Annotated in this window: 16 protein-coding genes; 1 reads left to right on the top strand and 15 read right to left on the bottom strand. The window is 68.8% G+C overall.

The features are described from left to right. Positions 1–336: 336 nt before the first annotated feature. From OG524_RS36995 to OG524_RS36980, 4 genes are all read right to left on the bottom strand, one after another. A complete protein-coding gene (locus tag OG524_RS36995) occupies positions 337–1,353 on the bottom strand; it encodes a ParB/RepB/Spo0J family partition protein (protein ID WP_405812585.1) in 1,017 nt (338 codons plus the stop codon). Continuing rightward, positions 1,350–2,639, bottom strand: a complete 1,290-nt coding sequence (locus OG524_RS36990; protein WP_331764298.1) for a ParA family protein — start codon at positions 2,637–2,639, stop codon at positions 1,350–1,352. Before OG524_RS36990 ends, OG524_RS36995 begins: the two co-directional genes overlap by 4 nt. Positions 2,640–2,914: 275 nt before the next feature. After that, on the bottom strand, positions 2,915–4,366 hold the full coding sequence (locus tag OG524_RS36985; protein ID WP_405812584.1) for a hypothetical protein: 1,452 nt from the start codon (positions 4,364–4,366) through the stop codon (positions 2,915–2,917). Between the two features lie 233 nt (positions 4,367–4,599). Beyond that, positions 4,600–8,391, bottom strand: coding sequence for a hypothetical protein (locus OG524_RS36980; RefSeq protein ID WP_331764295.1), 3,792 nt, complete (start codon positions 8,389–8,391; stop codon positions 4,600–4,602). Between the two features lie 192 nt (positions 8,392–8,583). Between OG524_RS36980 and OG524_RS36975 the strand changes: the two genes are divergently transcribed. Further along, complete coding sequence (locus OG524_RS36975) at positions 8,584–8,760, top strand: hypothetical protein (RefSeq protein WP_331764294.1); 177 nt, start codon at positions 8,584–8,586, stop codon at positions 8,758–8,760. Positions 8,761–8,988: 228 nt separating this feature from the next. Here OG524_RS36975 and OG524_RS36970 read toward each other — a convergent pair whose 3' ends face one another. From OG524_RS36970 to OG524_RS36920, 11 genes are all read right to left on the bottom strand, one after another. Beyond that, complete coding sequence (locus OG524_RS36970) at positions 8,989–9,399, bottom strand: hypothetical protein (protein WP_331764292.1); 411 nt, start codon at positions 9,397–9,399, stop codon at positions 8,989–8,991. Positions 9,400–9,902: 503 nt separating this feature from the next. Then, positions 9,903–10,457 carry a hypothetical protein gene (locus tag OG524_RS36965; RefSeq protein ID WP_331764291.1) on the bottom strand — a complete coding sequence of 185 codons (555 nt, stop codon included), beginning with the start codon at positions 10,455–10,457 and terminating at the stop codon, positions 9,903–9,905. A gap of 69 nt (positions 10,458–10,526) precedes the next feature. Next, positions 10,527–10,715 (bottom strand): hypothetical protein, encoded by a 189-nt coding sequence (locus tag OG524_RS36960; RefSeq protein WP_331764290.1) that lies wholly within the window; start codon positions 10,713–10,715, stop codon positions 10,527–10,529. Between the two features lie 84 nt (positions 10,716–10,799). Further along, complete coding sequence (locus tag OG524_RS36955) at positions 10,800–12,920, bottom strand: chromosome segregation protein ParM (RefSeq protein WP_331764289.1); 2,121 nt, start codon at positions 12,918–12,920, stop codon at positions 10,800–10,802. An 83-nt stretch (positions 12,921–13,003) separates the two neighbouring features. Then, positions 13,004–13,417 (bottom strand): conjugal transfer protein TraB, encoded by a 414-nt coding sequence (locus OG524_RS36950; protein ID WP_331764287.1) that lies wholly within the window; start codon positions 13,415–13,417, stop codon positions 13,004–13,006. Between the two features lie 22 nt (positions 13,418–13,439). Continuing rightward, positions 13,440–15,242, bottom strand: a complete 1,803-nt coding sequence (locus OG524_RS36945) for an ATP/GTP-binding protein (protein WP_405812583.1) — start codon at positions 15,240–15,242, stop codon at positions 13,440–13,442. A 581-nt stretch (positions 15,243–15,823) separates the two neighbouring features. Beyond that, the gene (locus tag OG524_RS36940; protein WP_405812582.1) at positions 15,824–16,060 is read right to left on the bottom strand and encodes a hypothetical protein; all 237 of its coding nucleotides are present in this window, start codon (positions 16,058–16,060) and stop codon (positions 15,824–15,826) included. Beyond that, positions 16,057–16,554 carry a hypothetical protein gene (locus OG524_RS36935; RefSeq protein WP_331764283.1) on the bottom strand — a complete coding sequence of 166 codons (498 nt, stop codon included), beginning with the start codon at positions 16,552–16,554 and terminating at the stop codon, positions 16,057–16,059. Before OG524_RS36935 ends, OG524_RS36940 begins: the two co-directional genes overlap by 4 nt. 124 nt (positions 16,555–16,678) lie before the next feature. Then, positions 16,679–18,883 carry a hypothetical protein gene (locus OG524_RS36930; protein WP_331764282.1) on the bottom strand — a complete coding sequence of 735 codons (2,205 nt, stop codon included), beginning with the start codon at positions 18,881–18,883 and terminating at the stop codon, positions 16,679–16,681. A gap of 210 nt (positions 18,884–19,093) precedes the next feature. Then, a complete protein-coding gene (locus OG524_RS36925; RefSeq protein WP_331764281.1) occupies positions 19,094–19,411 on the bottom strand; it encodes a hypothetical protein in 318 nt (105 codons plus the stop codon). A 16-nt stretch (positions 19,412–19,427) separates the two neighbouring features. Beyond that, positions 19,428–19,595 (bottom strand): hypothetical protein, encoded by a 168-nt coding sequence (locus OG524_RS36920; protein ID WP_331764279.1) that lies wholly within the window; start codon positions 19,593–19,595, stop codon positions 19,428–19,430. Between the last annotated feature and the right edge of the window lie 97 nt (positions 19,596–19,692).

The raw sequence follows: 19,692 nt of genomic DNA, 5'->3' as shown, positions 1-19,692 counted from the left end.
CCTGTCTCGTCGTCAGGTACGAGGGTGATCCGCTCGACCTCCTATTCGCCGCTGCCGCGGCCACGCCCGACCGTCCGGCCAGAGTCGCTCGGACTGTCCGGGTCGGCCGGTCGCCCGTGGCCCGGACCGAAGCCGGCTGGGCAGCAACGAGCGGTCAAAGTTCAGTGAGACCGGACAGTGACCGCCGGGCGTGAGGGCCCACGCACGGGGCTCGCAGGGCGTCCGAGTTTTACGCGGTAAAACTCGGACGCTCCGGAGGACGTGACCGCCGGGCGTGAGGGCCCACGCATGGAGCTCGCAGGACGGGTGAGTTTTACCGCGTAAAACCGGGTGGCGTCACAGGGAGCTGAGCAGCTTCTGGGCAATCTCCTCGACCGCGGCGGGCGAGCACCGTTCCAGGATGGCGGCGGCGATGCCGTCAGGGTCTGTCCAGTCTAGGGTCGATTCGCTGTCCAGGGCGGTGCTTGTCTCGCCGCGGGGCTCAGGAACGCTGGTGGCGGGCATTGCGGTGGTCGTACCGGCCGGGGGGGTGGGTGGTGTTTCCTGCACGGGTTCGGCTGCGGCTGGGGAAGTCTGCCGCTTTGCTGCGGCTGCTGCTCGGCCTCGCACCGGCTTGGGCTTCTCGGCTTGCGCCGCTGCCCTCTCCGCCATTGCAGTGTCGACGTAGGCCGTCCGCTCCTCAGGGCTTGGCAGGCTGCCGGCCTTCCGTGCGATGGCGATGGGTACCTCCTTGTCAGCGACCTTCTGCTGGATTTCGTCGGGCAGCTTCAGCAGAGCGCGACGTGTCGAGATCCAGGAGTCGTTGATGGCTCCGCCAAGGACGCTCACGACGGCTGCAGCGCTGCCGTGGAACTCCACGAGGGCTTCGATCGCCTTGGCTTCTTCGATCGGCGTGAGGTCTTTTCGGAAGTGGTTCGCGGACAACGCGGCGGCCAGAAGGTCTTCCCGGGTTCCGGCCGGGGAGTCATCCACTGTGATCCGAAGATCGATCCCAGCTTGCCGGGCGGCCCGGAGGCGGCAGTGGCCATCGATGGCCACGTACTCGCGGTCGGAGGGGATGGCCTCCTTGTGCTCGGGGTGGGAGACGAGGAACGCCAGACGGGTCATGACGGTCGCTGCCTGGATCTGGCCGACCTCGCGCATGTTCTGGCCGAGGCTGGTGATGTAGACCTTGTCGTACTCCTCCCGAGGGTTCTCCGGGTTCTCGGCCACCAGGTCTGGTGACACGGAAGCCGGGGGAGTGCCGACAACAGAGTCGATGATCTGGCCACGGGTACTGCGAGGGGCTCGTGCGGCGCCGAACGCGGCGCTGGCTCCCGCTCGTTCGGCTGCGCTGACGCGGCTTGCGCTCATGAAATTTCCTTGACGATCTGGCGCATGACGCGCGACTGAGGGCACGACGGGTCGTAGGCGAGGAGCGGGCGCCGAGCGCGGGCCGCTTCACGCTGCTCTTTCCGGCGGGGGATGACTCCTATGACGCGGGGCTCTCCGAGGGAGTGCCATTCGTCGAGTGAGCTGGTGACGACGTATCCATCGCGTGCGTCATACAGGTTGACCACGAGGCCGAGGTAGGTGGCTTCGATACGCCAGTCGGTCATGCCGTCGTCGATCTGCTCGACCAACATGCTGAAGGCGTCGGCCGAGGAGTCTTCGGCCTGGACCACGATGAGGATTCCCGACTCGCCCTCGCGCTCTCCGTCCCGGTGGCGGCCGTAGTAGATCGCGGCGTCCATCGCCATGCCGAGGCTGGGAGGGCAGTCGACGACGATGACGTCGTAGTGCTCTTCCAGCGGCTCAAGGGCGCGCTCCAGCGTTGCCTGCCGATTGCGGGCTGTGGAGATCATGACGTCCAGGAGGAAGGCGTCTTGGCATGAGGGGAGCAAGTCGAGCCGGCCGCCGAATGCATCGTCCTCGATAGGGACGATGAGGTCCCGGATGTCGCCGGACGCCTGGCGGGCCATGAACTTCGCGAGGCTGGGGCCCGCTGCGGGGAGCTGCTTGACGCCGAGCTGCTTGGACAGGTGGCCCTGAGGGTCGTAGTCGACCATCAGCACACGGAGTTCGGGGGCCTCGTACGAGCCGTCCGCGTCAACGAGTGCCTCCGACTCTGCGTCTGGCTTCTCGTCCGTCTTCTGCAGGAGAGCGTTGAGGCGTGCTACTTCGGCAGCTCCGGGGAAGGCGCCGCCGGCTGCGAGTGCACGGTCCTTGTCCTCCGCGAGGGCGCCGCCGAGCCCTGATGTGACAGCCGTTTTCCCGACGCCTCCCTTCTGGTTGCAGACAATGATCCGGCGGGTGTTCCGCTCCAGTGGCCGGTGACGCGGTGAGGGGTGCGCGTCGAGCCACCGGGTGACTGCTTGAGCGAGGCCTTGCACATAGGGGATGCCTCGGGAGCTGCACTCGTCCTTGAACCGGGTGATCATTGCGTCGGTCAGCCAGGTCGCGAACGGGGGCGCTCCGGCTGTGTCTACGGAGGCGACGCCCTCGGGCGAAGCCGCCCCCCACTCGTCCATGGCTGTTGCGACGGCATCCTGGATGTCGACGCCGAGCTCTGCCGCGCGGATCTTCAAGTTGGCTTTCAGGGACGACGGCAGCTTGAAGGTAACCTTCTGCCTATCGTCTGACTCTTCTTGAGGCAACATGAGGCGAGCTTACTTACCTTCATGCTGGATGAGTATCCCGACACGCCTCCAGGCGCCCTTCTGGCGGCCTGTGAGCTCGCCAGGGACCTCCTCGTATCAGGTGCCGCAGGATCGGCCGCCTGACACCCCTTCCAGCGCTTCGCATTTGGGCGGTTTAGTCGGTTCTCTCGGTTCCGGCGACGCCTGGACGATGCCACAAACGACGAAGGGCCCGCACTCACGGATATGTGAGCGCGGGCCCTTCGTTCGGACGATCAAAATAGCGGTCGCGGCCGCTACGCAGTTCCGCTTCTACCCCAGGGGCGCCATCGCTTGCGGTCGACCGCAGTGCTCTCACGCTCTTTGGTAGCGGGCATGTCGTGTTCTCCTCCTGGGTGGGCTTGGCCGAGCACAGCGGTCTGCACGGCCAACCAGTCCTCTGCGCGCCACCAGTGGTATAGGTCGACGGAGGCAACCACCGGAAACGGGAGTTTGTCGACGACCCTGCGCTGGTACACCTCGGCAGGACGCTCGGCAGGGTTGAGGCGGTGTTGGTGGTTGACGATCAAGGCCGCGCACGTGACGGGCTGGCCGGGCCGCAGTTGCGGCCATTTGTCCAGGTGGCGTTGAAGCTGCGAAATCATTTGCTCTCCCGCTGCCCCAGCAACTGCCTTCACTTCGACCAGGCAGGTGGACCCGTTCAGCTCGGCGAGCAAGTCTGCCGACAGGGTGTCGCCAAACTCCTCATCCAGGTCGATGACTGCGAAGCCGGCAGCGCGCAGCACCATGGCTACTGCGGCCTCCAACTCGCTGCCCTTGCCGTACAGAAGGCCGTTACGCACGGGTTCCGCTTCCTGCCGCGCCAGTTCCAGATCGTCCTCCAATCGGGCCTTGTCCTCCAGGTACCGGCGCTCCACCTCTTCAAGAGCGTCACGCGCCTGCGTCTCTGCGGGGGTTTCCAGGGCGGGATCAACATCGTGGCGTGAGCGAACGCGACGCAGGGCACCCGGGACGTGCTCGGGAAGGGCGCGCTGAATAAGCCAGTCAACCAATCGGTTCCAGTCGACCCCGTCAGGGATCACGTACCAGATCTGCTGGCCGTTGCCGGAGATCCAGCGCGCGACAACGGGCTCGCCCAGGTTGTCAACGAGGATCGGCACCAACTCACCTTCAGGTTCACGAACCGTGGTCCCGCGCGGGCCCTCCGAGGCGCCCCGCCGCAAGGTCATCGCCCACCAGGGCGCATTTGGAGGCCGGCTGAGAAGTCTCCCGCCGAGGTCGTGATCAGCTGCGCCCAGACCAGGAACCAGGGAGACCTCTGCCCCCGTCGGCAGTCGCTTGCCGCTGATCCCGCCGTTGAATTGGGGGAAGTCCACGCGGCCGCCCGGCCGACCGAAGACCGACCGCACGCGGTCATCGTCATCATCCGCCGTGCCCATCGTCGCGATAATGACCGCAGGCTCACCGCGCGAAGCCGCCCCGGCCAGAAGCCGGTCAAATTCTTCGGCACCATGACCGGAGAATTTGCTCGGGATGATGGCGACGGGGCAGGTACTGGTGTCCATATCGACCCAACGCGGCTCCGCCCCGAACTTGGTCCAGGAGATGGCCGTGTACTTGGCCGAGGCCGCGACGATGTCGCGTACGTACTCGTGGGCGCCTGGATCGGGCTTATCCATCTGGGCGGGGTCGTGGACAGCGATGTGTACTGGGACGAGTCCGTTGGGACCCGAGGTGTGCGCGGCCATAGCCGAACCGTAGCGGGCCGGTGTGACACCGTCGCCAAAAAGAGAGTCGGCGGGAAAGCCTGCCAAGTGGTCGCCGAGCTGCACTTGGTGCATCCGGCGAGGCCGGCTGGTGCCGTGCTCGGCCCGCCACCCAGGTCCTCGAACTCGACAAGAGAACCGTCAACTTGCCCGAACCGGCCGCGCCGATGGAACCCTCATGAGTCCCATCGGAGGCACGTGCCTGAGGCCAAGCTCTACGTGACCTCAGGCACGGGCGGATGGACGTCGATCTTAAGTGAGCGGTGGGTGAAGACGATGTCCCGGACACGTTCCACTGCTTCGGGTGCGATGCGTGCCAGGAGCGGAAGGGTATGGTGCCAGCCGTCGCCGACGAGGGCGGCTGCCAGGAAGCGATGCGTCGCGTCGGTGGTGCCCTCCGTGGTGGGAGGTGCTTCCAGCAGGGCGAGGGACGAGAGTGTTTGAGGGAACCCTGAGTAGGATTTTGGCGCCATGTCTGCCCGTGTCGTCGTGAGGTAGCTAGCGACGGCCGTAAACGCTTCGGCATGGTCGTACGGAACGTTGTCGTAACTCACGGAGCGTTGGGCAGCGGCAAGATCGCCTAACAGGGCGTGGGCGATCGCGAAGCCTCCGATCGGTAACTCCCACGGAGGGACGCTCTCTGCACTCCGTTCGCATTCCGCGAGTAGACGGCGAGCAAACTCACGCTGCCTTCGGGCAGCAAGGACGACCACCACAAGGATGTCCTTAACCGATGGCCGCCCTGAGCGCGGTTCCTCCCACAGTCGCTTAACCGTCCGACGAAGGTGCTGCCTGCACTCCCGGTCCGCGTCCCCGATGGCCACGAGGAGCTCCGCAAGCTGGGCGATGCCATTCTGCAGGCCACCCGGCCTAACCTCCGCGGCCAGCAGAAATTCCCTCTCCCGATTGATGAGCTTGACGGCGGTGGCCGGGTCATGGACACGCAACCCGGCTGCCACAGCAACGTACACACGTCGGCTCCTGCTGTTTCGCGCGCCGTCGTCCTTTCTGCCCACCTCGTTGGCGAGCGACAGAGCAGAATCACGTTCTCCGGCGTGCGCCAGGGCTTGCGCGGCGGCCCTCACGGCTGCTTCGTCCATGCCTGGGTCGCCTTCACGCAAGAAGAAGTGATCTGTGTCCTCCAGCGTCCGTGCACGGCCGGCTGCCTCGTGTGCCAGGCGGCGTGCATCGGCGAGATGTCCCACGGCCCCAGTTGAGATCGAGACGGCGGCGAGGGCCTGCACCTGCTCTCGGCCCTGAAGGCTCTTGGCGAGCAGCTCGCCAGCCGCAGGATCACCGATCCTGCCGAGTGCACCGGCAAGGGGTACCAACCATCGCGGTCGGCCAGTCTCCTCCGGAGATCGCGCGAACGACTCCATGGCCTCCTGCAGCCGTGCCTTCGCGTCCTCCAACTTTCGCTGCTCTGCACACTGGCACGCCTGCTGGGCCAGAGCATCCGCAGCAGACGTAACTCTCCGAGCCCCGAGCGGGTCACCGCCAATCGCAGCGTGGGCCCCAGAGAGGACATCTCCCCCAAGCCAGTCCGTCCTCAGTGTGTCGGGCACCGAGGCAACAAGTTCCCGGGCATCGGTGACCCGTCCAGTGTCCACCAGTGCTTGCGCCACATTCTTCAGCATGGAGTTAAGGAACCAGGACAGATGGGATGCCTCGTTACTTGGCAGCGACTGCGGAGCACGCAGTGCTGCCCCCAGCTGTTGACCTGCCCGCTGAGCCAGGGCGGCCGCCTCATCAGGGCGGCCTGCCGCCAGAGCCGACGCGGCGGCGGCCACGACATCGACAGCCTCAAGGCCGGCCGGACGCGTATTCGCGTACTCGTTGATCCGTCCGTACAACCGGGCTGCTCGCTCGGCGCCGGCACCGGCAATCACCATCCACGCGTGGATGGGCGCGGTCGGGTCCGTGAGATAGCCGCCTGTCATTTCCTCGACATAGGTTTCGGCCTTGTCCAGCAACTCCTCGGCGAGCGCGGGAGACCGCGGGCGGACCGCGAGGGCCGCTTCCACTGCCATCTCGCACTGAAATGGCTCACCTCCGTAGATGTGGGGCTGGAGTGAGACAAGCAGGTCCCGCCCCCGATGGCTCTGACCGACCGCGATCAGGGCCACCGCAGCTTTACCCGCAGCCACTTCGGCGTCATCTACGTCCCCATTGGCTGGCGTCGACTCCTGACGGGCCTGTTTCGCCCACCGGGCTGCCTCCTCAGCAGCCTGGGTAGCGTGCTCAAGATCGGTGTTCGTCAGCACACAGGCCACCTCGGCCAACCGGATGGCTTTGTCACCCGGGTACGGAGAGGCAAGGGCAAGGTCCATGGCGCGCTGCGAATCTCCCACCCAGGCGAATGCCAGCGGGATACTTGCTGGCAGCACCTTGGCGCGTTCGGAAAGGACGCCCCTGGAAGCCGCAAGCGCCGCCAACGCGCTGAGATCGCCTGGCGACTCGCGTTCGACCACGTGACGGGTCAACTCGACTTCGGACAGCGCGACATCGACTGATGATCGGCCCAGGAGAGCCCGCTGACGACGTGGGTCGAGGACGAACAGGGACAGCCGCTCGGTGTCCCCCTTGTCGCGCAGCATCCGCGTGTAGTCATTGAGCAGGTAGAGCGGGGTAGTACCGGATGGCCACCCTTCGGTCCGGTAAGTGTCTGCCCAGGCGTGCAACTGTGCCTCGTACTCGGCCGCAGCGCGCTCGCCCAGCCCTTCCAGGGCCTTCTGCCGCAGCTCTCGGTGACTCAGGACATACCTACCAGAGTCTGCCGCCGCACCCGCCACGCGAACGTTGCCGTTGCGGTCGGGGACGAAGCTGCGGCCGGTGATGCCACGAAGCCGTTTCCGAACCTGGTGCGGCCGGGCATCGGTCAGCTCGGCCAGGTCCGTGTCGGTCAGCCCGCCCCTAGCCACCGCCAGCATGCCGAGAAGGTCGTTACCGAGGGGCTCGTCGTCCAGCAGCCGCTGCAGTTCGTGCTCGGCCCGTTCCCTCACGCGTCCGCCTTCGGGTGAGGCTGCGATGGGGCGGAGGATGGCCGGGTCTCGGAGGGGGTGGCCATCCGGAACATCACTAGGCACAGGAGGGTTGGGCCGACCTGCGACCACCACGCGCATACCGGGCGACGGGGCCTTGGGCAGCAAGGCGGCGATGCTGTGCCCGTCAGAATGCCCGTCCTCGTCGAGGCCATCCACGACGAGGAGCAGAGTCCGGCCGCGCGCGACGCAGGCTCGCGCCGCATCCTCGTAGAGAGCTGGTAGATCCTGTTGGAGCCGCCCGGCGTCCGGGGGCGGAGCCCCGCCCCCAGCGAGAGCGACCAGCTGGCCCGTCACCGTGAAAAGGAAGTCTGCTCGGTTGTTGTTGGCGAAGCGCTCCGCAATGAAGTAGCTAACGATGTCCACGTTGACCGGTTGACGGCGCATCACGAACCAGGCAAGCAGGGCCGACTTCCCTGCGAATGGTTCGGCCTGCCACCACGCGTACCTGGACTGGCCCGCGACGTCCTCAGCAGCGCAGAACGCCTCCAGCTCCCGTAATTCGTCCTCACGGTCCAACAGGCGGTCGGGTAGGAGATCCTTCTGCTCGATCCATGACCTATGACCGCGGAACATACGGTCTCGCCGTGCGAGCTTCGTGCCCCTTCTCTCCTCTTCCGCCGTGCGTTCTGCGGGCTGGCGCTGACTCGGTCGACCGCCCCGGTTTTGATCGCGCTCATTCTGAGCGGCCTTCAACAGGGACGTCCACTGGCCCAGAGGCAGGGGCACGTAGGTGGTGCCCTTCTCCTTCGCCTTGCCATTTAGGCGCAGGACCAGGGCCTGAAAGTACGCTGTGTTCCCGGTGCTGGGAGCCCCTTGGCCCTTGAACCACGTGCTCAAAGTTGAGTCGCTGATCTTCTTTCCGTCGAGCGCCAGCAGTGCGCTGTATGGGGGGCTACCAGCTGCTTCCCGCAGTGCGAGCAATGATTTGCCGAATGCCTGCAGGGCTGGACCGGCGACGGTCAACTTCCCCTCCTCCCCCTTTCGGAGCGCCAGAGCAGGCGTCCTCCGGAAAACTCATTCCATGTGGCTGACCAGTGTATTCAGCACAGATCCGGGTGGCGGGAGATCGCCGGAAACCTTCCGGATGGTGGACACCTGAGGGACCACGTCCGGCAGAGACGATCGCCGGGCACTCTCCCAGGAGGTACCCCAGCCATGTCCGTGATGACCTTGCTCCACGACGGCGCCGTGCTCGCCGGAGCCACCGGCGTCCTCTACACCGTCAGTGTGACCTCGGTCGCTACCGCCTCGGTCTTCGCACGAAGCCCGGAACGACGCCGTGATGCACGCGAGACGCTCGTGATCCTCCTGCGACGCCGTGCCCCTCGCTGAATCTCACGCCGTCGACACGGGTGACTCCCGTCGCTCGTCCAGCGGGTGTTCTGCTCAACAGCGCTGAGCAGAACACCCATCTCACTAACGCGACTAGATACCGACGGGGCAGTGCTGCGCCCCGCCGGCGGAGGGTCCGTCGACAGGGCGTGAGGCGTGACGGGTGGCCGGGCGGCCTGTCCGGTCCTCGCCCGCGCAGGGCGGGCGAGAGCCAGGCAGAGCGACGGGTCAGCGCTTCTGGAGCGGGTGCACGTTGTCCGGGGTCTCTTCGGCCGGCCGGGCGGCCGGGGCGGGGAGGTGGATGTGCGGCTCGATCTGGTGACCGGCGTTGTGAATGTGGGTGAAGAAGGTCGGGCGCAGGCTCAGGCCGCGCAGCGCGAACGCGGAGGCGGCGGTCCAGGCGAGGACGGCGAGCCCGGTGGCGATGGTGCGGCCGTCGGCCGGTGCGGCGCTGTAGACCATGGCGATGCTGGACGCGCCAAACACCGTCCAGGTCAGGCGGGCGCCGCTGCTGCGGAAGAACCCGCCGACCAGGCCGAAGAGTCCGACCGCCTGCCAGACGGTGTAGACGGTGGAGGCGCTGATCGGCAGCGAGGCGGAGTGGGCCGCGATGTACGAGCGGATCGGCTGGTCGACCACGACGAAGACACCGTTGGAGGTGTCGGCGCCGACCTGGACGTGCGGGACGGCGGGTGAGCAGGCTGCGGATCGAGTCGGCCAGGACGTCGCCCGCGGTGTCCAGCAGGATGATGACCGCGCATAGACCGGTGAGGATCAGCAGGGCCTTGATCCAGTTGGCCATGCAGTGCCATCCGGCCTGCGGGGCCTGGCGCAGTTCCTCCCACCGCCCGTGCAGGAAGCCACTCTGCTCCCAGGAGGCGTTCCACCCGGCGCGCAGCTGGGCGAAGCGCGTGGTGCCGTGGTCCTTGTCCAGGTCGGTGTCCGGCTGCGGGGGTGTCTGGTTGAGCAGGTCGAGGAAGCTCGGGTTGGGCTGGCCGTTGATGGGCTTGTCGTCGGACTGCATGGCGGGGGTGCTCCCTTGATCGGGTTCGTGTGACGGGTGGTGGTGTGCAGGCCGGACGGCATAACCAGCACCCGGCCGGGTGGGTTCGGGTGCGAGGCAGGTGGTCCGGAAATGCGGGCTACAGGCCGCGGGCGTGAGCGAGGTCGGCGGCCTGGCCGAGGATCCGCATGGGGAGGCGTCCGTCGCGGCAGGAGTCGTTGAAGGCCGGTACGGACTCGAAGCGGTCACCGAACTGGCGGCGGATCGCCTCCAGCAGGACGGAGATCGCGGACATCTCCAGTCCCAGGTCGCGGTGGGCCTCGAAGCGGACCGCGCCGAACAGGCAGAGGGCGCCGTCCTCGTCGGCTATGGCGTTCCTGCACCAGCCGCCGGTGAGCAGCCGGCGGTGGGCGCGCTGCAGAACGGCGGCGACCGGGGTGGGGGAGCATGCCGGTGGCGGCTGGAGTGTCGGGGCCAGCGGGACGGTGAGCACGTCGGCCAGGTCGACGGGCTCGGTGGGGATGTGCGCGGTGTTGACCTCGTAGGCGAGGGCCGCTTCTTCGAGCCGGATGGTCATCGCCGCGTTGATGACCTCCATGCGTTCCTCGAGGGACAGTGCCGTCGGCGGCGTCGGCGGCGTGGGCGGTGCGGTGGTCGGGGTGGCCTGGTCTATGGCGGGGTGGGTCTGGGGCATCGGGGCTCCTGGGGGCGTCGAAGGCGCGAGGGGTGGGTGGCGCCTTCGACGCCGGCGGCCGGGGCGGTTTCAGATGCTGGAGATCCAGCCGGTGACGGCGTTGATCGCGCCGGTGATGAGCGGTGCGGCGCCGGTGGAGGCGAGGAAGAAGCCGAATCCGGCGCAGGCCAGGGCGGGCAGGAGGCGTACGGAGCCGCCTCGGATGAGGACGAAGACGACGATGCCGAGCAGGATGACGACGGAGATCGATACGGCCACGGGCGGTGTGTCCTTCCAGGTGTGAGCAGGGCCCGGCCGGTGCGGCCGGGCCCTGCGAGGTGGAGTGGTGTGGGTAGGGGTGGGTCAGACGCCGGAGAGGTTCTTGATGGCCTCCAGTGCCTGGCGGGTCGAGGTGACCGTGTCGCGGCGTGCGGCGGACTTGCCACCGCCACCGCGGCGCTTGCCGCCGCCCTTCCGGGGTGCGTCGTCGTCCCCGTCCTCGTCGTCCGGCTCGTCGCCGAACTCGCCGGGCCGGGGCGGCTCAGTCCAGTCGAACCACAGGTCGCGCGCTTCGAGCTCGCGGATCTCGTAGTCGGTCAGGGTGGCGATGGTGTCGGGGAAGTAGTCGTCCAGGCCGGCCTTGAAGTCCATGAACAGCGTGCGCAGGACCTCGGGCTGCTTGGCTTCGACGATCCATCCGGCGCCGCCGGTGTTGGAGTTGGCGGGCGGCTCGGGCTCGCCGGCCATCACCCGCTCGATCCGGCCCGCCTCTTCGGGAGAGAAGGAACGGGGGAGGGGATCAGGGGTGTTCTCGGAGGAGATACCGAGGGCCTTGAACATGGCCGTCACCTTCTGGGGGGCGACCTTGAGCACGACGGGGATGCAGTTCTCGCGGAGGTTCTCGCACAGCAGCTGCGTGAACCCGTCCTGGACGTAGATGGACTGGCCGGCCACCTTGAGGCCGATGCCGTACTTGCGGCCCTTGACCGACACCCTTTCGGCGAGGTCCATGATCTCCGCGCCGTAGTCGCCGTTGCGGGCGGCGGAGAGGAACTCATCGAGGTAGGCGGACAGCATCCGGTAGGGGCAGCCCGGCAGTTTGGGGTCCCAGTCGTAGACCCTGCCGTCTTCCCACACCATCTCGCCGCGGATCTCCATCAGCGCGTCCAGGGTGCGCAGGAGCCGGATCATGTAGAGCGCGCCGATGCCGTAGCGGTCGGTGTACTCACCCAGCTTGGCGGCCTTCTCGTCGGGGGCTTCCGCCGCCAGCCAGACCACCGACCCGAACAGGGCGTCGGCGGCGACGTGAAGGCCCATCAGCTGGGTCTTGCCGCCGCCGGACGGGGCGACGAACAGGCCGTGGGCCGCGCCCCGGTCGGTGTAGACCCGGTTGCGGGCGGGCTGGCCGTTACCGAGGTAGCCGGTCACCCACCGGCCGTCCTTGTCCGGGGTGAGCAGCTCCCTGGTGGCGGGGAACACCTGCGCCAGCGGGCTGGAGTCCCACAGGGAGACCAGGACCTGGCTGCCGTCGACGGTGACGAACAGCCGGCCCTCGTCGTACTTCGTCTTCAGCGCGGCGGCCAGCGTGTGCTGGTTGACGCGCGGCTCACCCAGTTCGTCGGGGACCTGGGCGATGTAGTGGGTGACCCTGCGCTCACCGTCGCGGACCTTCTTGATGAACTGAGAGCCGGGCACGGGCCCGCCGGCGGTGCCGATACGGTCGGCCCACCACTCGTGGGTGGTGGGGGCCTTGCGGCGCCGCTCGTTCATGTCGGGGGTGACGTGGACTTCCTTCCAGCCGGGTCCGCCCTCACGCCCGTACTGCCGGACCACGTCTTCAATCCGCACGTCGCTGACGTCGACACCGAACGCGGCGGCGACGGCCTCCTCGGTGAGCCCGGAGATCGGCCGTCCGGCCTCGGTGGCCCGCAGCAGCAGGGACAGGTCGTTGGGCATGCCCGCGTGCGGGGTGGCCGTGACGACGATGGTGCGGCCGGGCATACCGCGGGTCTCCCACAGCCACCGGACCTGGCGGGTGAAGGCGTCGGCGCCGTCGTCCGGCTGCACGAGGGACGGCTCCGGTGCGGGGGCGGGCTGCAGCTGCGGCGCGGAGGCTGGGGCGGCGAGGGCGGGACGGTGACGGCGGCGGGTGTGCCGGGAGAAGGGCATCACCGCCCATCCGGCCGCCGCCCAGCTGGCGGCGAGGATGCCGTCCAGGCACCACGGGCCCCAGCCGACCGTGTGCTGCGCGGCGATGTCGACGGCGGCCGCGAGGACCAGCGGCGACCAGCGCAGGATCTTGCGTCCGGTGCCGGGCTCGTCGCTCTTGGCGGCCAGGACCCAGCCGCCGACGCCGGCCGCGCCCGCCAGCTGCACGACCGTGTTGACGGGGCTGTCGGGAAAGAGGTTCGGGGCCGCGGCGAGGACCGGGGCGGTCAGGGTGTAGAGGGTGCGCTCCAGGGCGACGCTGCGCGGCACGGACACGGGGGTTCTCCTTCGGGGATATGGCGATGGGCGGCCCGCCGTTACGTGGCGGGCCGCCCATCAGGGGTTTCGGTGAGCTGGGGTCAGTGGGCGAAGAAACCGGGCTTGGGGGTGCGTTCCTTGCGGCTGGAGCGGATGGTGTCCAGGCCCTCGTACAGCCGGGCGTGCGTGCGCCGCGTGTCGTGGGCGAGGCCGGAGACCTCCTGGGCCGTCTCGTGCAGCTTCTGCACTTCGACGGCGGCGCCGCCCAGGGCGACGGACACCTGGTTGGTCATCTCCACGAACTTCTTGTCGAGTTCGGCGTTGGCGATCTCCACGGCCAGGCCCTCGGAGCGCTGGGCGTTCATCCGCATGCCGCGCAACAGCGTCTCGAGCTCGGTGCCGACCATGTCCATGGCCGTGCCCAGCGTCTTGAGCTTGTGCTGGACCGCCTTGTACCGATTGCCGTCCTCCGTCCGGGCTGCGGCGCCGCCGGTGTGGGGTGTGAGGTCGCTCATCAGCGAACCTCCCTTCCTTCTTCTAGTCGTGGTGGGTGGCGGAGGAGGCGTGGGCCAGGCCCGCGTCGTCCATGGCCTTCATGTCCGCGCTGTAGGTCCAGCCGACCGCCGTGGCGGCGAGCAGGGCGGCCTCCGAGGCGATCTCGCACTCGGTGGCGCACCGTTCGGCCAGCGCCTTCATGCGGGCCGCGGCGTCGGCCAGGTCGGTGACCTGGTCGACGACGGTGGTGGCGATGTTGTGGTCACCGACCAGGTCGGCGGCCATGTCCCGCAGGGCGTCGGCCACCTTCCCGAGCGCGCCGGCCAGTTCTTGGGCGCGGTCCTTGTCGGCTCCGGCGGCGATCGCGATGTTCACGATCTCTGTCAGGTACTCGCCGAAAGTGACGTCGGTGCGGTGCTGGGCCGCCATACGGGCCTGGCCCGTCGCGGGCTTGCTGATGTGCGATGCCACGGGGTCCTCCTGTGCAGTGGGTCGGCTGGTGCCGGGACGCTGGGTGTGGGGCTCCGGCGCCCGGGGGAGGCTCGCCGGGCTGCTGACATGGGCACCGAACGGGTCGGACGGGTCGTCGACGATGACCGCGTCCGGGATGTCGTCCTCAGCCGGTTCAGGCTGCGGGGTCCGGGTCGGGCCGCCGGGACGGTCCACGGTGACGTCGCCCAGGTCCTCGGGCCGGAGCCTTGAGGACTCCTCCGGCTCGGGCGGGGTGGTGTCCTCCCCGGCCTTCGTGAAGAAGTCCTTGAGCCGCTCCTTGAAGGAACGCTCGTCGGCGTTGTCGTCCGCGTCCGGCGGGTCCTTGACGTCGTCGGCTTTGGGATCGGTGTCCGTCCCAGTGCTGTCCTTCGCATCCGTGTCTGCGGAGGCGTCAGACTGCTTCTCGCCGCTCTTCTTGCCGTCGTCCGGCTCTTTGGTCGCGGAGCCCTTCGGGCCGTCTGAACGCTTCTCAGGGACGTCCTTGGTCATCTTCTTGGTCGTGACCTCGGAGTCCCTGTCGTCGCCGACGGCGTCCTTGGCCTTGCCGTCCTTCGCGGCTTTGTCCTTCTCTGCCGCGCGGCGCTTGTCCCAGCGGCGTTGCGCTTCCTCACCGAGGGCCGCGCCCAGGGTGGTGCGGCCCTCGTCGGCCTTGGCCGACGCCTCCCGCTTCGCCCGTGCCGCGGCCTTCCGCTCGGCTTTCACCCTGCGGCGTTCCTCGCGCGCCGCCTGGACGGCGGCACGGTCCTGGTCGCGGTCCTTACTGCGGTCGGCAAGGTCGGCGGCCTGGCTGGCGCTGCGCCGCTGCTGGCGGGCCGCCTGGCGGGCGGCGGCGCGCTCCTGGCGGCCGCGGGTCCGCTCAGCCCTGGGGCCGGCGGCCGGCGAGTCCTTCGACTGGCCGCCGTCGCCCTTCGAGCCGCCCTTGCCGGTCCCGGAGCTGCCCGAGCCGTTCTTGCCGCCGGAGCCGCCCGAACTGCCCTTGCCCGTACCAGCCTTGCCCGCCCCGGAGCCTCCAGAGCCGTTCTGGCGGCCTTTCGGGCCGCCGGACGACTCATTGCCTTTCGAGGAGCCCTTACCGCCACCTGCGGAGCGATCAGGGCCCTTCCCGGCACCCTTGGGGGAGTTGCCGCCCCCGGAACCGCGACCGGAGCCGCCGGACCCGTTCGTTCCCGAGCCCCGGCCCCCACCGCGGCCGGAACCGCCGGAGCTGCCGCCACCGGCCTTCGAGCGGCCGCCCTTGTCGGCGCCCATGCCGGAGCCGGAGGACCGCGACGCGTCGGCCTTGCCGCGCGCCGCCGCCTTGTCGGACTTCGCTTTCATCTGCGCGGTGTGGAGCTTCGCGTTCTGCTCCATCATCGCGGTTTCCTCAGCGGTGCGGGCCTCCAAAAGCGCGGCCTTACGCGCTATTTCCGCCTCCCGGAACGGCGCTTCACCGGCATGACGGTCCCGCGCCACTTCCAAACGGAGCTCCAGCCAGTCACCAAGGCGATCAGCAAGAGAACGAGGCTGAACGTATTCACCTTCCCCGTATTCCCCTTCGCCAGAATCCGGAGCCGCTGGCATTCCCGTTTCCCGCAGAGCGATTTCTGGTGAAATAGGGTCGCGGATAGGCGGAATTCTCGCACCCGCACTTTCCTGAAACCCCAGAGGGAAACCGTCACTAGCATCACCGCTGGGCGGTTCGGAATAAAAGAAGTCCCCACCATCAGGGGCATCCGGCATTACGCCGGAATCTCCGCCCCGGGTGGGGAGGCTGATCACGTTGCTGTCGATGTCGTCGGACACGCGACCCCTCCTTCTGGGCTTGACAGTTGGCATCGGCCTCACGTACACGCGCGCACGCCACGCGCGGCACGCGGTACGCGCGGCACGCGTTGGGATCACCGAAGGGCCGCCCCCGGAGATCGGGAGCGGCCCTTCGTGCGGGGCGCGGGAAGCTAGCCGAAGTAGCGGCTGTAGACGTTGTGCAGGGCGAGCGCGGCCTCACGGATGAACTCCGTGTTCCCGTCGCGATACGCCTGGGTGCCTCGGATGTTCGTAACCCGGAGCCAGTAGTAGAAAGTGCCGAGGTCCTTGCCGTGCGCGGCAATCAAATCCTGCTTGATTTTCCGCTCGTGTTCCGCACGGTTCATTTTCTTCCGCTCGACTTTCGTGAGCGGGCGACCTGCACTCACGCCGACTCCCTGCGGTCCAGGTTGTAAATCGACGTGGGGCCACCATAGCCCGGATTCGGACTCTGCGCACCCTGCTTACCCGGGTTTTCCGGGGCGGCCTGGAGCGGCGGGTTGTTCTTACGCGCCTTGAGCTGCGCCTTTTCCTTTCGGCTTTTCTTGACCTCCGTCACCTTTTCGTCGTGGGCGTGGCGCTTATGGGCGCTCTTTTCCAGTCCCGAAGTGACGCTCCTGAGGTTCTTGAGAACGTCGTTCAGGGACTTTTCCACCGGGAAGGAGCGCAGGAAAGCCTGGCCCATCCTGTCGCCCTCCACGCGGGTCCCGCGGCAGTGCACGCGGGCCTCGCGCTGGAGGATCTCCAGCTTGGCCTGCATGTCCAGCACGACCCGGTTGAAGTCCGCGAGGTAGTGCGCGTAGGCGGCGGGGTTCTGCGCGATCTCGCGCAGCGCCGCGTTCGGGTCGTCGAAGAAGGGCTGACCGTTGTGTTCGGTGCTCACGGGGTCCTCCGTGGGGGTCGGATCTGCTGTACTCGGGGGGCTGTCGACTGTCTTCCGGCAGTCGCGGCGAGGGCCAGCCCGATAGCTGCGGGCTGGCCCTCACTGGTGTGTGCCGGACGTCGGATCAGGTGAGGTGCTTGTCCGCGTCCTCGGGGCGCAGCAGGCCGGCCTTGGAGAGCAGGCGCACCGCGCGGTTGTTGTTGACGGAGAGCTGGTTGCGGACCTGGTAGAGCGTCACGAACCCGTCCTCGCCGCGGGGGAGGTTGTGTACGAGCGGCAGGAGCTCCTCGTCCGTCCGTACAGGCGTCCCGGGACGCTCCGCACCCGCCGTACCGGTGGTTCCGGTTGCGGGAGAGGATGCGGCGTCCGTACCTGTACGGGCACCCGGAACACCGTCTGCGCCGGACTGTGTACGGACGCTGACGGCGCCGGTGCGTACCTGTACGGCCGCGCTGGCCGTCCTGGTACGTCCCGCAGTCGCCGTACCTGTACGCGCCGCCCCGCCAGGGGTGGTGTGTACGCCGCCTGTACGGTCGCTGTACGCCCTGGTCAGCGCCGCTTCGGGGTCGCCGTCGTGCGGCGGGTGCGAGACGGGGCGTACAGGGTCCGTACCGTCCCATCCAGCACCCGCGCCATCCGGCCGAACCCCGTTGTGCCCGGCGTACAGGTCGTGGCTCGCGCCCTCTGTACGGCTGGACGACACGGTGTCCGTTCCGTTGGTACGCCGGTGCGTACCTGTACGGACAGGCATTCCGGTTCCGCCGTCCGTACCTGTACGTCCGTCCACCGCGGCCGTACTGCCGTGTCCGTCCGTACCGTCGTCGTGCATGAGGGTGTGTACGCGCCAGATGACGGCCACGAAGATCAGTACGACGAACGTGGTCAGCTGCCACGGAGCCGACTGGCCGTCCTGGACGAGGTGCGCCTGCTCGGACAGGTGGTAGGTCACGTTCGCCGACGCCATCAGCAGAAGCGCGTAGGGGATGTCCTTCTTGGCCCGGAAGGCGGTGACGCAGTAGACGTCGATGCTGACCGGCAGCAGCGGAGCGACGTACTTGTTGATCCCGACCATGCGGGCCAGCTCGTACTCGCCGGAGGCGGCGAGCCCGACGCCGGCGGCGAGCGCGATCCACGGTGCCGTCTTCCACGCCGTGCGGCTGACATTCTTGTGCCAGCCGCGCCAGCGGGAGTTGGCCCGCTTCGCTTCGCGGGCCTCCTCCAGCAGGCGGCGGGCCCGGGACTCATCGGCCTGGGCCCGCTCGGTGACGGCCTTGGCCTTGCGCTCCGCCTCGGCGGTGATGCGCTCGGCTTCCTTCTGGGCTGCCTCGCGCAGCTGCGCGGTGACGGTCTTGGCGTCGTCGCGCAGCTTCTCGCGCTGCTTGTCGCACGCGGCCTTGAGTCCGGCGAGTTCGTCGGCGAGCGTCTTGCGTTTGGTGGCGGCCTGCTCGTCGAACTGGTCGGTGAGCTCGCGCAGCTTGGTGCGCAGCTCGGTGCGGGCCGCCTCAGCCTCGGTGTGTGCGGCGGCGACGTGGGTGTCGGCTTCGCGGCGCCGGTCGTCGGCGGCCTTGACCGCGTCCGCGTAGAGCGCCTCCGCTTCCGCGCGGCGGCCGTCGTACTGTTCAGCCGCCGTCGCCGCGAGCTGGGCGAACCGCTCGCGTGCCTGGTCGACCTCTCGCTGCGCCGCTGCGACCAGGTGGTCGGCTTGCTCCTGGGCGCGGGTGAGGATCTGGCCGGCCTCGGTGCGGCGCTGGTCGACCAGGGTGCTGATTTCGGTGAGGTCGGCTTCGGCCAGGCGGCGCAGCTCGGCCACCGCTTTGCCGGTCGCGTCGCGGTCCGCGGCGGCCAGCTCGGTCAGGTCGACGACCTGCGCCCGGGCCTCGGCCACGATGGTCTCGGCACGGTCGCGGGCCTGGGCCAGGAGCCGGTCGGCTGCGCCGCGCGCCGCCTCCAGGTCGCTCGCCGCCGCCGCGCGCTGGGCGGTGGCTTCCTGGTCGGCGTCGGCGGTGATGCCCGCGGCCCGTTCCTGCGCCTCGGTCATCAGGGTGGTGACCTGCTCGTGGGTGGTGGCGACGGTGCGCGCGGCTGCGGTCTCGGCTGCCGTCTGGAGGGCGGCGACCTGCTCGCGGGCGGTGTCGACGATGTCGGCGGCCCGGTCGGCGGCGTCGGCCAGGAGCGGGTCGGCCTCGGGCAGCGCATTGGTGGCGGCTGCCGTCTGCGTGGTGACGTCGACGGCGCTCGGGGCGACGGGGGGCTGAGGGGTGGAACTCTTGCGGGTCCGGGCGGGCGGCTTACGCCGGGCCGGGGACTTGGAGCGAGCGGCGGTCGCCACGGTGGGACTCTCCTTCGAGCACAGGGAAAAGAACGACGGAACGGGGGAGCGGACAGCGCGCCGGTCGCCGCCCCGTTGTGCGGGGGCGGCGACCGGTGCGGTGTGGTGGTCCGGGCTGTCCGGCTGTCCGGCTCCCCGTCACCGCGAAGCCCCACCCCGCCGTGGATCGGTGGGTGGGGCTTCGCGGCTCAGGCAACCTGCAGACCGTTGTCACCAGCCGTTGAGGTGGGCCTCGAAGGCGGGCCAGCCCATGCGGGCGGCGGCGGCGAGCTCGCGGGCGCCTCGGGCGCCGCGCCGCCAGATGCCAGCCGCCGTGTCGTGCCCCTCGGCCGCCAGGCGGTCGGCGATCGTCTTCTGGTCGTCGGCGGACCGCTGGTAGTCCGCCGCGATGCTCTGCATCTCCACGTACGTGTAGGGGAGCGGCTGAGGCGGGGCGATCTCGCCGATGACGAGGTAGCTGTCGATGTCGGCGGGCATCCAGGTGGTCGGGTCGCCGTGGTCGTCGCGGTACTGATCGAGGGTGAGCATCTGGTCTCCGATCGGGTCAGGTGCGGCGGGAGTTCAGGTAGGCGTCCTGAAGGCGGGCGAACCGCTCGTTCAGCGGGGCGCCCGTCTTGCAGGGGGTGCCGTGCTGGCAGGTGGTGCAGCCCGCCCGGTGGGTACGCCAGGTGTCGGCGGCGGCCATGTAGCGGGTGTGCAGGTCATCGGCCATCGGGGGTGGTGCCTCTCAGCGGTGCGCGGGTGGATGTCGGCGACGGGGTGGCCCGCGTCCCACGCCCTGGCGGCCGCCGTGGCCGCGGCCGCCAGGA

It is taken from the genome of Streptomyces sp. NBC_01520, assembly GCF_045040375.1.
In the GTDB taxonomy this organism is placed as follows: Bacteria; Actinomycetota; Actinomycetes; order Streptomycetales; family Streptomycetaceae; genus Streptomyces.
This window is presented reverse-complemented; position numbering and strand designations above follow the sequence as displayed.